We start from the raw sequence: 13,831 nt of genomic DNA, 5'->3' as shown, positions 1-13,831 counted from the left end.
CCCTCGTTCTTTTATACGTTTTCTTGTGTGGGGGTGGATTGGCCCATTTCGCGGATGCCGTCAACGATCTTGGCCAGCCCCATGCTGTTGGATCCTTTTGCCAGCACGATGTCGCCGCCTTTGATGGCGGCTTTCAAACCTGGCAAGGCTTCAGCACTGGTTTCATGCCAGCCGCCGCGTTTTGCCTCTGGCAGAGCCGCATAAAGCGACTTCATCAACGGCCCAACGCAATGGATTTTCTCAATGCCCGCAACGGCCTGCAGCGCAGCCAGCCCGGCATGCAGGTCCTTTTCCTGCACCCCCAGCTCTCCCATATCGCCAAGATAGGCAATCCGGCGTCCCGCGCCGGGTGTTGCCGCCAGCACCGCCAGCGCCGCCGCCATCGAGGTCGGGTTGGCGTTGTAGCTGTCGTCCAGCAAAGTAACCTCGCCGCTGTCCAGCCGGATGGTTTCCCGCACGCCGCGGCCCTTGACCGGCGACCACAGCGCCAGGCTTTCAACAGCTTTCGCCACATCCGCACCCAGCGCCTCGACACAGGCCAGCGCCCCCAGCGCATTCATCGCAAAATGTGCGCCAAGGGATTGGATATGCATCTCAACCTCGCCGCCCCCCGCCGTGGCACGGGCAACAAGCCCGTCGCCTTTGTTGTCAGCTGACAACAATTGGTAATCCCCGGCGCTTTCGCCGAACCAGCGGGCAGTGATGTCCAGATCTTCCGCTGCGCCGCGCAGCACATGGGCCTCGGCAAAATCCGCGTTCAGCACCGCAACACCGCCTGGCTCCAGCCCCTGCATGATCGCGGCCTTCTCACGGGCGATGCCCTCAACGTTCTCAAACGCCTCCAGATGCACCGCGGCCACCGCTGTCACCATCGCCACATGCGGGCGGGCTTGCCTGGCCAAAGGCGCGATCTCACCCGGATGGTTCATACCGATCTCAATCACCGCAAATTCAGTATCACGCGGCATCCGCGCCAGCGTCAGCGGCACGCCCCAGTGGTTGTTATAGCTGGCAACAGCAGCATGGGTGCGGCCCTGATCCGACAGCATCCGCGCCAGCATTTCCTTGGTCGAGGTTTTGCCGACCGAACCGGTCACCGCAACAACCTTGGCCCCGGTGCGGGCACGGGACGCCCGGCCAAGGGCCTCAAGCCCCGCCTGCACGTCGTCCACGATCAGCAGCGGCGCATCGGCGGGAACCCCTTTTGGAATGCGCGAGACCAGCGCAGCGCCCGCCCCCTTTGCCAAAGCCTGCGCCACGAAATCATGACCGTCACGCGCGGCCTTCAAGGCCACGAACATATCACCCGCCTCGATGGTGCGGGTGTCAATCGACAGGCTGGAGACAGCCCAATCGCCCTGCGCCTGCCCGCCGGTGGCGGCAGCGGCCTCGGTTGCGGTCCAAAGCGTCATGCCAGCCTCCCGTCCAGTGCGGCTGCAGCAATGCTGGCCTGCTCCACATCGTCAAACGGCAGAACCTGATCGCCCACGGTCTGGCCGGTCTCATGCCCCTTGCCGCAGACAATCAGCGCATCGCCCGCCTGCAGCATGTCGGCGCCGCGCAGGATCGCCTCGGCGCGGTCGCCGACCTCAATACAATCCGGCGCGCCGCCCTTGACGGCGGCACGGATCACCGCCGGGTCCTCGCTGCGGGGTTGTCATCCGTCACGATCACCACATCGGCGTTCCGATGCGCCGCCTGCCCCATCAGCGGCCGCTTGCTGGTGTCGCGGTCGCCGCCAGCGCCGACGATGGCAATCAGCCGGCCCAGCACATGCGGGCGCAACGCCTTGATGGCGCTGGCTACGGCATCGGGCGTATGGGCGTAGTCAACAAACACGGCTGAGCCATTGTCACGCGACGCCGCCAGCTGCATCCGCCCCCGGACGGTGGTCAGATGCGGCAGGGTTTCAAACACCCGCTCCGGATCCTCGCCGCCGGCAATCACCAGCCCGCAGGCCAAGAGCACGTTTTCCGCCTGAAAGCCGCCAATCAGGTTCAGCCGCACCTGATACGGCTTATCATGCCAGGAGAACCGCACATCCTGGCCGGTGCCGTCATAGCGCAGCCCCATCAGGTTCAGATCGCCAAGCCCGCGGCCCACGGAAATCACCTCCTGCCCGCGGGCAGCGGCCACCGCGCGCATCTCAGCGCCGCGGGGGTCGTTCAGGTTGATGACGGCGACGCCTTCGTCCGGCAGCACCCGGCGGAACAGGCCCGCCTTGGCGTTGAAATAGGCTTCAAACGTCTCGTGATAATCCAGATGGTCCTGGGTGAAATTGGTGAACCCCGCCGCCGCCAGCTGCACCCCGTCCAGACGGCGCTGGTCCAGCCCGTGCGAGGACGCCTCCATCGCCGCATGAGTCACCCCTGCGGCGGCAGCCTCAGCCAGGGCGCGGTGCAGGGTGACCGGCTCCGGCGTGGTATGGGCCAGCGGATGGCTCCAGGCGCCCTCAATTCCGGTGGTGCCCATATTGACGGCCTCATGGCCCAGCTCAGTCCAGATCTGGCGCACAAAGGTGGCTACAGAGGTCTTGCCATTGGTGCCCGTCACCGCCACCACGGTCTGCGGCTGGCCGCCGGACCACAGCGCGGCGGCATAAGCCAGCGTCTGGCGCGGATCCTCGACCACCACAAGTGCTGCGTGGCTTTCGTCCAGCAGTTTGGCGGCGATGCCCGCACCCGCTGCATCGGTCAGAATGGCGGTGGCGCCCTTATCCAGCGCGGCAGGAATGAATTTCGCGCCATGCACCTGGCTGCCCGGAAGGGCTGCAAACAGGAACCCCTCGCGCACGTCGCGGCTGTCTACCGCCAGGCCGCGGATCTGCGGGTCGGCGCCGCCCCGGGCGGTCAGCCCCAATTGGCTTAGCGGCTGGTCTGGTCTGCTGCTGCTCATGGCGGCCCTCTGCCCTGGTTCAGTTCGAGGTGAGGGTTATACCAGTCACCTCTGCGGGTTCAACTTGCGGACGCAGGCCCAACAGCGGCGCGACCCGGCCGATCATCTCAGCCGCAACCGGGGTCGCGGTCCAGCCTGCGGTGCGGCGCTCCTCGCCATGGGCAATGATAGAGGGTTCGTCCAGCGTCACGATCAGCACGTATTTCGGGTCATGTGCCGGAAAAATAGAGGCAAAAGTGGCAATTACCTTGTCATCATAATAGCCGCCCTGCGGCTTGGGCTTGTCAGCCGTGCCGGTCTTGCCGCCCACCTGATAGCCCTCGACCTCGGCAAAAGACGCGGTGCCTTCGCTGACCACCTTGCGCAACATTTTGCGCGCGGCGGCGGCGGTGCTTTCGCTCAGCACCCGTTCACCTGGCTGCGGTGCCGCCTGTTTCAGAATCGTCGGCGCCACATAACGCCCGCCATTGGCAATCGCCGCATAACCCGCCGCCAGATGCATCGGCGTGGTGGAAATGCCGTGGCCATAGGAAATGGTCATCGCCGACAGTTCGGACCAGTTGGCCGGCAGCAGCGGCTTGCCGCCCTTGGCCTCGGAAATCTCAAACGGGGTCGGCTCCAGCATGCCCAGCGTATCAAGGAAGCTCTTCTGCCGCTCCACCCCGATCTGCTGCGCCAGCCGTGCGGTGCCGATGTTGGAGGATTTGACGATGATCTTGGTCACCGACAACTCGTTGCCGTAGTTACGGAAATCGCGGATCGCAAAGCGGCCCCAGCGCAACGGGCCGCGGGTGTCGATCACCGTGTCGGCGCCAACCAGCCCCAGCTCCATCGCTTGCGCTGCAGTGAAGATCTTGAAGGTGGAGCCAAGCTCGTACACCCCCTGCACCGCGCGGTTGAACAGCGGGCTGACCGACGGATCAAAGCCCGAGGCCGGCGGGCGCGGACGGTCGTTGGGATCGAAATCCGGGAAGGACACAACCGAGATCACCTCTCCGGTATGGGCATCCATCAGGATCGAAGTTGCGCCTTTGGCGTTCATCAGCTTCATGCCGCCATACAGCACCTGCTCGGCTGCGGCCTGCACGGTGAGGTCCAGCGACAGTTGCAGCGGCTTGCCCGCATTGGCCGGGTTGCGCAGGTAGCTGTCGAACTGGCGTTCAACGCCTGCCACACCGATCACTTCGGCGGCGTTGACGCCCTCCTTGCCGAATCCGGCGCCGCCCAGCACATGGGCAGCCAGGCTGCCATTGGGGTACAGACGCATCTCGCGGGGGCCGAACATCAGGCCGGGATCGCCGATGTCATGCACTGCCTGAAGCTGCTCGGGGCTGATTTTCTTCTTTACCCACAAAAACTTACGCTTGCCGGTGAAATCCCGGATCAAACGGTCGAGTTCAAGGTCCGGGAAGATCTGCACCAACTGCTCTGCCGCGCCGATGGGATCAATCATCTGCGGCGGCTGGGCATACAGGGAATGGGTCTCGAAATTGGTGGCCAGCAGGCTGCCGTTGCGGTCAACAATGTCGGCCCGCTGCGCGGCGATGACGCTGCCGGCAACGCTGGCGACGGGCTCGGACGGCTCCGACACCGCCGTCATGCCCATGCGCGCAGTGATGGCGCCAAAGGCACAGACAAAGAACAGCCCCAGCACCAGCAGCCGCCCCTCGGCGCGCTGACGGGACTGCACCTGCATTTCCTGATGCCGCAGGCTGATGTTTTCTTCTTCGATCACATCCGGGTTTTCGCCGGTTGCGCGGGCATGAAGAACCCGCGCCAGCGGGCGGAGCGGGGTGCGGATCATGGCTGGCTCCTCAGGTTCAGGCCCGACACCTCAACGCCTTCGGTGATCACCAGCTCTTCGGGTTCGGGATATGAAACCTCATCCACCCGGCCGAACTGATCAGGGCGCAGCGGCAACAGGCCAAGGCTGTCGAAATTGATATCCGCCAGCTCGCGCAGCCGCTGCGGCCGGTTGAGATAGGCCCATTCGGCGCGCAGCACGCTAAGCCGCACCTGCGCCGCACCGATCTGGCCCTGCAGGGCGCGGGTATCCTTCAGCACCTGCTGGGTGGCGTAGTTTTCGCGGTAGGCCCAGAAGGCCAGGCCAAAGACGGCCAGGCAGGTTGCGGCATACAGCAGGGTCTTCATTTGCGCGCCTCTTTCAGCTGCGGCATTCCAAGTTCCTTGGCCGAGATCGGTCCGGGTTCAGCAGCCGTGCGGCGTCCGACCCGCAGGCGGGCGGAGCGGGAGCGGGGGTTTTCCGCCAGTTCCTGATCGTCGGGGCCGACGGCCTTGCGGGTGACCAGTTCGAACTGGTTGGGCGTATCTTCCTGCTCCGGCGCATAGCGGTTGGCGCGGCCGGTTTTGCCCGCGCGGTGCTGAAAGAAGCGTTTGACCATCCGGTCCTCGACCGAGTGAAAGGTGACCACAGCCAGCAATCCGCCGGGTTTCAGCGCGCGCTCGGCGGCCAGCATCCCCTCGAACAGCTCGTCATACTCGGCGTTTACTGCGATGCGCAGGCCCTGAAAGCTGCGGGTCGCCGGGTGCGACTGGTTGGGCTTGGGGCGCGGCAGGCAGCTTTCAATGATCTTGGCGAGGCGCAAAGTGCTGGTGATCGGTTCAATCGTGCGTTCACGGACAATCGCCTTGGCGATGCGGCGGCTGGCGCGTTCTTCGCCGTAGTGGAACAGGATGTCAGCGATCTGCACCTCATCCAGCTCGGCAATCAGATCGGCGGCTGAAGGTCCCGACTGCGACATCCGCATGTCCAGCGGCCCGTCGCGCATAAAGGAGAAGCCGCGCTCGGCCAGGTCCAGCTGCATAGAAGAGACACCAAGGTCCAGCACCACACCATCGAGACCTTGCGCATATTCATCCATGCGGGAGAACACCCCCTGCTGCAGGATCAGGCGGTCGCCGTAATCCGCGGCCCAGGGTTTGGCCATCTCAAACGCCAGCGGGTCGCGGTCAACCCCGGTAACTTCGTCAGCGCCGGCCTCAAGCAGCCCGCGGGTATAGCCGCCCGCACCGAATGTGCCATCCAGCCAGCGGCCCGTGACCGGAGCCACGGCCTGCAGCAGCGGGCGCAGAAGGACGGGAATGTGGGGACCATTGGCAGCGTTTTGGTCCTGGGTCATGAGTCAAACGCCTCCGGCGCCATCTAGGAATTCCAGGGGATCGAAATCCTCGGGCAGGTCTTCCATCAGTTTCTCGGCTTCCGCCATTTCGACCTCTTCATAGGTCCCGGGGTTCCAGATCTGGAAGGTATCGCCGGACGCAATAAAGAAAGCTTCGCCATCCAGGCCGATCTTCTGACGCAGCTTGGCAGGCAGCACAAGGCGGCCTGTGTCATCCACGTTGGTCGGCAAGGATTGGCCGTTGAACATGCGTTCCAGGATCTTGCGCGGTTTGGAGCCGCGCGGCAGGGCGGCGATCTTGGCGTCCACCTCGTCGATGGCTTCTATTGTATAGCATTCCAGGAACGGGCGGCGGTGATCGCCGTAAACGATAACCAGTTCGGGGCTGTCGCCGGATTTCCAGTTGGGGTCGGCGGCCTCCAGCACACGGCGGAAAGAGGCCGGAATTGACACCCGCCCCTTACTGTCCACCTTGTGGTGGCTTTCGCCTCTGAACCTGCGGCCCAACTTACCGTTCCTTTTCCGCGCGTCCCTCGCGTAATTCCGATCCCCAGAATGAAAAGGGGCGGGTTGATCTGCTGCCACTGATCAACCCGCCGCCTTGGCCCGCTATGCGGGATGTCCGACTGCGCACGCCACCTGGGGGGATGTCTGCTCGCTCGCGCGCCGGATCTCTTGGTTCGATGAAAGCGAAGGCCTGTATGAAACCTGCTCTTTTAGTTTGGCTTGGGGTCGTTTGGCGCCCCGTCCCTCGTCTCATTCGATGTAATAGGGATACTATGGGAAACGATGGTCCTGCAACTGTTTTCTGCGAGAAATCATCGATACGGCTGCCAACAGCAACAGGGATTCGCAAGAGATTCGTGACCTTATTGAGGCAAAATCGCAAACTTGTTGTGCATTAACCAATCGTGAACACCATATATAGGGGCCAGTTGCACCTCTTATTTTTTTCCCATAGTTTCCCGCGATTCGATACGAAGACTCGCTTCAGCTACGGATATTCCCCTTACGTTCGCATCCGTCCGCAAAGAAGGCGGCGGAATACTCCGGTATCAACGCCTCAATACCGCGTGATTCGCACCTTCAAGAGAGGTGCGGGGCAATTCGGGCCATGATTTCCCATGGCGCCCATGAATTCCCGCAGGCCCCGTGAATTCCCGGCTGCCCCATACACGCCCGCCGGTCCCATGCGGTCCGATGCGGGACCGGCTGCCGCACTGAAGCCCAAACCGGGCGGGCAATCCCACCTGCACCCGATCAAAGGGAGCAAACAGCAAAAGGCCCGCCAATCAGGCGGGCCATCCAGGACATTGCATCGGGAACGAGACAGAAGCCTGCCGGGGGTCAGGCCATGCCGCCGCCGATCAGACCCTCGGCAATCCGCGCATAGGCCTGCGCCATTGGCCCCTCGCCCGCAGCGATGGGTGTGCCGCTGTCGCCGGCCAGCCGGGTTTCCAGGTCAATCGGCAGGGCACCCAGTAGCGGCAGGCCAAGCGCCTCCGCCTCAGCCGCAACACCGCCATGGCCAAAAATGTGATGCTCGCCGCCGCAATCGGGGCAGGTGAAAAAGGACATGTTCTCGATCAGGCCCAGCACCGGGGTTTTCAGCGTCTTGAACATATCCATTGCCTTGCGTGCATCCAGCAGTGCCACATCCTGCGGGGTGGAAACCACGATGGCGCCGGTCAGCTCTGTTTTGGTGCAAAGCGTCAGCTGCACATCGCCGGTGCCGGGCGGCAGGTCGACGAGCAGCACATCCAGCTCACCCCAGTTCACCTGTCCCAGCATCTGCTGCAGCGCCCCCATCAGCATCGGGCCGCGCCAGACCACCGCCTTGCCCTCCTCCAGCATAAAGCCGATCGACATCAGGGTGACGCCATGGGCGTGCAGCGGTTCGATGATCTTGCCGTCAGGGCTGGCAGGGCGGCCTGTTGCGCCCATCATCCGCGGCTGGGAGGGGCCGTAAATGTCAGCGTCCAGCAGCCCGACCTTGCGGCCCTTCCTGGCCAGCGCCACGGCAAGGTTTGACGACACGGTGGATTTCCCCACCCCGCCCTTGCCGGAAGCAATCGCCAGGATGCGCTGGACGCCCGCGGGTTTCAGCGGCCCGGCCTGCGGTTTCGGGTGGCCGCCGACCTTGAGGCTAGGCGCGGGCTGCTGCGCGGCATGGGCGGTGAGCGCGGCAGAGACAGATTCAACCCCGTCCAGCGATAGCACCGCGGCCTCGGCGGCCTTGCGCAAAGGCTCCATCAGCTTGGCGATCTCGGGGCTGGGCGCTTCGATCACAAAGCTCACCTTGCTGCCGTCAATGCGCAAAGCGCGCAGCATATCGCGCGACACCAGCGTGCCGCCGTCCGGCAAGGCCAGCCGCTCCAGTATTTCGCGAATCTGATCCTGAGTGACCGCCATGACTGCTCTCCTGCGTGTTGTCCGGCCCTATATATGTGTCCGCCATACGCCTTGGAACCCGTGTTGCGTGATTGCCGCGGCCCCGGCTGCGGGGCCAAGGGCCGCATCCGTCAACAGACCGCGCCGCCAGCCATGCGCGGACTGCAGCCCCGCGCATGAAAATTATACATCTGCGCAACGGCACGCTGAATTTAGTGATCCTTTACAAAGGCATACCCTAGGGTCACCCATGCAAATGCTGCATAGCAGCATTGACGACGCACGGGATTGCGACTCTGCGCAAGATCCCTAAATTACCCCTCAAGCGGCGCCGGGATGGTGCCGGACGGATACGACGATACGGTCAGACGAAGGAACAGAACGATGGCAGCAGCACAACAGATCTCCGCGGTGAACATTGCATCCCCGGTTGGCTTCCTGGATGCGCTGATGGTGAAATTCGTTCGCTACCGGCTGTACCGCAAGACCGTCAATGAACTGTCGGCGCTGACAGCACGCGATCTGGCGGATCTGGGCCTGAACCGGTCCGAAATCCAGCGCGTCGCCTATCAGGCCGCTTACGAGAACAACTAATAGAGATCAGGCCTTTTCTCCTCCTCCCTTGAAGGGCCTGGCTTTGGCGGTGGCATCCTCCTCCTCCCTGATGCCGCCGCACCTTATGCCGGTTAACAGCCGGGCTTGGATCACCGGGATCTCCTCCTCCCTGAATTCCGGTGTTTGACAGAACGGCGGTGCCCCTCCTCCTCCCTGGGCACCGCCGTTTTTGCGTTCTGAACACCCGAACACCCCACCCGCAGGCCGCAAACATTTGCAGCCAGGCCTTTCCCTGTCCGTTTTGCGTAAACCGGGAAGGAAGGCGCGGCGTAGGCGCGGCGGGCAGCAAAGCTGCCCGCCGCGCCTACGCCCGGATCGGATCGCTGCGCGATCCGATCCGCCGGTCAATCCGGCGTTAAGGGGTTAATCAGAAAGGCACGTCGTCGGTGGCCGAGATGAAACGGGCGACCACTTTCTTGATGCCTGCCTTCTCAAAGTCCACTTCCAGCTTGTCGCCCTCGATACCGGTGATGGCCCCATAACCGAATTTCTGGTGGAACACGCGTTCGCCCAGGGTGAAGCTGGACGTGGCAGTGAGGTCGATCACCTGATGCTTGTTCTCCTTGGGCTGCGACATCCCGCGCTCGCCTGCACGGGCCTGCATCCGCTTCCAGCCCGGTGAGTTGTAGCCATCGGCCTGTGCCATTTTCTCATCGATGGTGGAGCGCACCTGCCCGCCGCCCATAGTACTGCCCATAGTACCACCCGGCGCTGCAGCACCATAGCCGCCGCCGTAAAGGCCCGGCGGGGTCAGTACTTCGACGTGTTCCTCCGGCAGCTCGTCGATGAAACGCGAGGGCAGCTGTGATTGCCATTGGCCGAATACCCGCCGGTTGCCGGCAAAGGAGATGGTGCAGATCTGCTCGGCCCGTGTGATGCCCACATAGGCCAGCCTGCGTTCTTCCTCGAGCCCCTTCTGGCCGCTTTCATCCATTGAGCGCTGCGAGGGGAACAGACCATCCTCCCAGCCCGGCAGGAACACGGCGGGGAATTCCAAGCCCTTGGCGGCGTGCAGGGTCATGATCGAGACCTTCTCGTCGGCGTCCTGCTTGTCATTGTCCATCACCAGGCTGACGTGTTCAAGGAAGCCCTGCAGGTTCTCGAAGTTTTCCAGCGCCTTCACCAGTTCCTTGAGGTTTTCCAGACGGCCGGGTGAATCCGGGTTTTTGTCGTTCTGCCACATGGTGGTGTAGCCGCTCTCATCCAGGATGATTTCGGCCAGTTCCATATGGGTGATGTCGGCGTCGCCGGCCATGCGGCCCCAGCGGGCAATGCCCTCGACCAGCTGGCGCAGCGCGCCGCCGCCCTTGCCCTTGATATACCCGCCCTCAACCGCCAGCCGCGCCCCTTCGACCAAGGACACACCGTTTTCACGGGCGAGGCCCTGGATGGTCTGCTGCGCCTTGTCGCCAAGGCCGCGTTTCGGCGTGTTGACGATGCGTTCAAACGCCAGATCGTCGTCGGGGGAGACCACAACGCGGAAATATCCCATCGCATCGCGGATTTCGAGCCGCTCATAGAAACGCGGGCCGCCGATCACACGGTATGGCAGGCCGATGGTCAGAAACCGGTCCTCAAACGCGCGCATTTGGTGCGAGGCGCGCACGAGAATAGCCATGCTGTTCAGACCAATCGGAGCCTGGCCGCGGGTGCCGCGCTGCTGCGCCTCGATTTCTTCACCGATCCAGCGGGCTTCTTCCTCGCCGTCCCAATGGCCGATCAAGCGGAGTTTTTCGCCGTCGCCGGCAGCCGTCCACAGTTCCTTGCCCAGGCGGCCCTGATTGCCGCGGATCACGTTTGAGGCGGCAGCGAGGATATGCCCGGTGGAGCGGTAGTTCTGTTCCAGCCGCACCACCATGGCACCAGGAAAATCCTTTTCAAACCGCAGGATGTTGCCCACTTCGGCGCCGCGCCAGCCATAGATCGACTGGTCGTCGTCGCCAACGCAGCAGACGTTCTTATGCTTGCCCGCCAGCAGCCGCAGCCACAGGTACTGCGCCACGTTGGTATCCTGATATTCATCCACCATTATGTAGCGGAACCAGCGCTGGTATTGCTCCAGCACGTCCGGGTGGTTCTGGAAGATCGTCACCATGTGCAGCAGCAGGTCGCCGAAATCGACGGCGTTCAGCTCGCGCAGGCGGGTCTGGTATTGGTCATAAAATTCCGTGCCCCGGTTGTTGTAGGCGCTGGCGTCGCCGGCCGGCACCTTGTCCGGTGTCAGCGCCCGGTTTTTCCAGTCGTCAATGATATTTGCCAGCATCCGCGCGGGCCAGCGCTTGTCGTCGATGCCTTCCGCCTTGATCAGCTGTTTCAGCAACCGGATCTGGTCGTCGGTATCCAGAATGGTGAAGTTCGATTTCAGGCCCGCCAGTTCGGCATGGCGGCGCAGCAGTTTCACGCAGACCGAATGGAAGGTGCCAAGCCACGGCATGCCTTCGACCGCCTGCCCCAGCATACCGCCCACCCGTTCCTTCATCTCGCGGGCGGCCTTGTTGGTGAAGGTGACCGACAGGATCTCGTTCGGGCGCACCCGGCCGGTGCTGAGCAGATGCACAATCCGCGTCGTCAGCGCCTTGGTCTTGCCGGTGCCGGCCCCCGCCAGCATCAGCACGGGACCATCCAGGCACTCCACCGCTTTGCGCTGCGCCGGGTTAAGGCTGTCCAGATAAGGCATCGGCCGCGCACCCATGGCGCGGGCCGACAATGATGCGCCTTCAAAGGCGTCCATTTCGTCAAAGCTGCTCATGCGGGTGATCCTAGCCTGATTCAAGCGCGGCGGAAAGAGGACGTTCACAGTCTGTTCACGGGTCGATGTCGGTCCCGGCCAGACCCGTTTCAAGCCCCGCCCAAGGATGCTGCCACAGAAAAATTCCTTAACGCTTATGTCAGGTTAACGGTACCGCAATCAATCCCGCCTACACTCGCAGGAGCGCACAACCGCATTAATACTAACTACTTTTGGCACCGGAATATGAAAAATAATTTGAGATCCAGCCTTGCGGAAAAGATCCGCAGCATGTCGCTGATCCTTGTCCTGATCGTGGCCACGGCTGCGTCTATCTGGGCCGTTTTCGCAGTACCGGCTCCAATTGTGGACCGGATGCTGGAGGACGACATTCGCAAGCAAGCCCAGCATTGGCAGCAGCGGGTTATCCTGCACCTGGCCGATGTCGAGGACTCCTTTGAAGAGGGCAGCGTCCAGCCTCATGATGCCCACATGCTGTCACTGCTGCCACAGGAGACGGATGTTTTCCGCTACCGCCTGCTGACAGCCGCAGGTGAGATTTTCTGGTCCTCGCGCAGCGACGAGATCGGGGAATATGAAACCAATGCGTTTTTTTCCACACAGGTTGCACGCGGCGAGTCTTACTACATGCACAACGCACTGCCGGCGTATGAGGTGGACGGCTTCCCTTTGCAAAGCAACGGATACGACAGCAGTATCACACGGGAAGTTGCACAGGTCTATGTGCCTTTGATGCATAACGGGCATTTCGACGGGGCCATCGACTTTTACACCGACATCACCGACCTGCGGCAGACCTTCATCCGCCGCGCCCAGCTGTCGCTGATCGTGCTGACCTCAATTGCACTACTGGCTATGACCATTGCGGTCTATGTGGTGTTCAAAACCAACCGGTTCAGCATGAATCAGCTGCGCCAGCGCAATGAGACCGAGCGCGGCATTCTGGACGAGCAGCTGCGGCTGGCGCGCGAAGTTCAGCTGCTGGGGGAGCTGAATGAATGGCTGCAGTCCAGCCGTTCCTTGGAAGAGCTGTTTGATATGGTCGCCCGCTTTATGACCCATATTCTGCCGACCGCTGAGGGCAGTGTTTATGTCTACTCCAATTCGCGCGATGTGCTGGACGGCTGCGCCAGCTGGAACGGCGGCAGCCACAAGGACCACATCCACCCCGAGGAATGCTGGGGCCTGCGCCGGGGCCGGACCTATGAATTCGGATCTTCGGAGATTGAATTTGTCTGCGAGCACGCCGAGCCGCATGATGGCAGGCGCTATTACTGCTTTCCGATCCTGGCCCATGGCGAGACCGTCGGCCTGATGCACCTGCAGGCGATCAAGGACGAATGCCCGGAATTCGTCAGCAGCAAGAAGCTGGCCCAGATGTGCGCCGAGCAGATCTCGATGGCGATTGCCAATGTGCGGATGCGCGACCAGTTGCATGACCAGTCGGTGCGCGATCCGCTCACCGGGCTGTTCAACCGCCGCCACATGACGGAGACCTTGCGCAAAAGCATCAATGCCAGCCAAAGCAGCGGCCAGCGGCTGAGCATTATTTCTATCGATGTGGATCACTTCAAGAAATTCAACGACAACCACGGCCATGACGCCGGCGACATGGTGCTGCGCGCGGTGGGGTCGGTGCTGGAACAGGCCTGCGACGGCGACGAGGTGGCCTGCCGCCCCGGCGGCGAGGAATTCACGCTGATCGTGCCGGGCGCCAGCCAGGAAGATGTGATGACCAAGGCCGAGATGGTGCGCCAGGCCGTGGAAGACGTTGTTGTGCGCTATGGCGAAAAGGCACTGCCGCGGATCACCATATCACTGGGTGTTGCGCATTATCCGGCCCATGGCACCATGCCGCAGGATCTGCTGCGCGCCTCGGATGAAGCGCTGTATGACGCCAAGGCAAAGGGCCGCAACCAGGTCTGTGTTGCCGAAAGCGCCGCACCGGTGCCCCGCAATCCGGCTGCCCGTTCTGATACCGGCGGCGCGCAGGACGATGCCAAGGGCGCGGCTGCATAGGGCGTGACCCGGCACCATCGGG

General features: G+C 62.8%; 9 protein-coding genes and 1 pseudogene. 2 read left to right on the top strand and 8 right to left on the bottom strand.

Features of this window, described 5'->3' with window-relative positions:
* Nucleotides 1-11: 11 nt before the first annotated feature.
* The 7 genes and pseudogenes from murF to ETW23_RS06370 all read right to left on the bottom strand — a co-directional run bounded on the left by murF (nt 12) and on the right by ETW23_RS06370 (nt 8,447).
* Entirely contained in the window at nt 12-1,412 is a 1,401-nt protein-coding gene (murF, locus tag ETW23_RS06400; protein WP_134829494.1) for a UDP-N-acetylmuramoyl-tripeptide--D-alanyl-D-alanine ligase, read from the bottom strand.
* Nucleotides 1,409-2,895 (bottom strand): annotated as a pseudogene (locus ETW23_RS06395) (UDP-N-acetylmuramoyl-L-alanyl-D-glutamate--2,6-diaminopimelate ligase). The gene murF and the pseudogene ETW23_RS06395 overlap by 4 nt, the downstream one beginning before the upstream one ends.
* A 19-nt stretch (nt 2,896-2,914) precedes the next feature.
* The gene (locus tag ETW23_RS06390; RefSeq protein WP_129371484.1) at nt 2,915-4,699 is read right to left on the bottom strand and encodes a penicillin-binding protein 2; all 1,785 of its coding nucleotides are present in this window, start codon (nt 4,697-4,699) and stop codon (nt 2,915-2,917) included.
* Complete coding sequence (locus tag ETW23_RS06385; protein ID WP_129371485.1) at nt 4,696-5,046, bottom strand: cell division protein FtsL; 351 nt, start codon at nt 5,044-5,046, stop codon at nt 4,696-4,698. The genes ETW23_RS06390 and ETW23_RS06385 overlap by 4 nt, the downstream gene beginning before the upstream one ends.
* On the bottom strand, nt 5,043-6,035 hold the full coding sequence (gene rsmH, locus ETW23_RS06380) for a 16S rRNA (cytosine(1402)-N(4))-methyltransferase RsmH (RefSeq protein ID WP_129371486.1): 993 nt from the start codon (nt 6,033-6,035) through the stop codon (nt 5,043-5,045). The genes ETW23_RS06385 and rsmH overlap by 4 nt, the downstream gene beginning before the upstream one ends.
* A gap of 3 nt (nt 6,036-6,038) precedes the next feature.
* Complete coding sequence (gene mraZ / locus ETW23_RS06375) at nt 6,039-6,542, bottom strand: division/cell wall cluster transcriptional repressor MraZ (RefSeq protein WP_205879944.1); 504 nt, start codon at nt 6,540-6,542, stop codon at nt 6,039-6,041.
* 840 nt (nt 6,543-7,382) lie between these two features.
* The gene (locus ETW23_RS06370; protein ID WP_134829492.1) at nt 7,383-8,447 is read right to left on the bottom strand and encodes an Mrp/NBP35 family ATP-binding protein; all 1,065 of its coding nucleotides are present in this window, start codon (nt 8,445-8,447) and stop codon (nt 7,383-7,385) included.
* Between the two features lie 363 nt (nt 8,448-8,810).
* Here ETW23_RS06370 and ETW23_RS06365 point away from each other — a divergent pair, with 363 nt between their 5' ends.
* Nucleotides 8,811-9,020 carry a DUF1127 domain-containing protein gene (locus ETW23_RS06365; protein WP_129371489.1) on the top strand — a complete coding sequence of 70 codons (210 nt, stop codon included), beginning with the start codon at nt 8,811-8,813 and terminating at the stop codon, nt 9,018-9,020.
* 388 nt (nt 9,021-9,408) lie between these two features.
* Here ETW23_RS06365 and ETW23_RS06360 read toward each other — a convergent pair whose 3' ends face one another.
* Nucleotides 9,409-11,790, bottom strand: a complete 2,382-nt coding sequence (locus ETW23_RS06360; protein WP_134829491.1) for an ATP-dependent helicase — start codon at nt 11,788-11,790, stop codon at nt 9,409-9,411.
* A gap of 225 nt (nt 11,791-12,015) precedes the next feature.
* On the opposite strand from ETW23_RS06360, the gene ETW23_RS06355 reads away from it, so the two are divergent.
* On the top strand, nt 12,016-13,809 hold the full coding sequence (locus ETW23_RS06355) for a diguanylate cyclase (protein ID WP_134829490.1): 1,794 nt from the start codon (nt 12,016-12,018) through the stop codon (nt 13,807-13,809).
* Nucleotides 13,810-13,831: the final 22 nt, after the last annotated feature.

Source organism: Leisingera sp. NJS201 (genome assembly GCF_004535885.1).
Taxonomy (GTDB): domain Bacteria; phylum Pseudomonadota; class Alphaproteobacteria; order Rhodobacterales; family Rhodobacteraceae; genus Leisingera.
The sequence above is the reverse complement of the archived record's forward strand: the minus strand, read 5'-3'. Positions and strand labels throughout refer to the sequence as shown.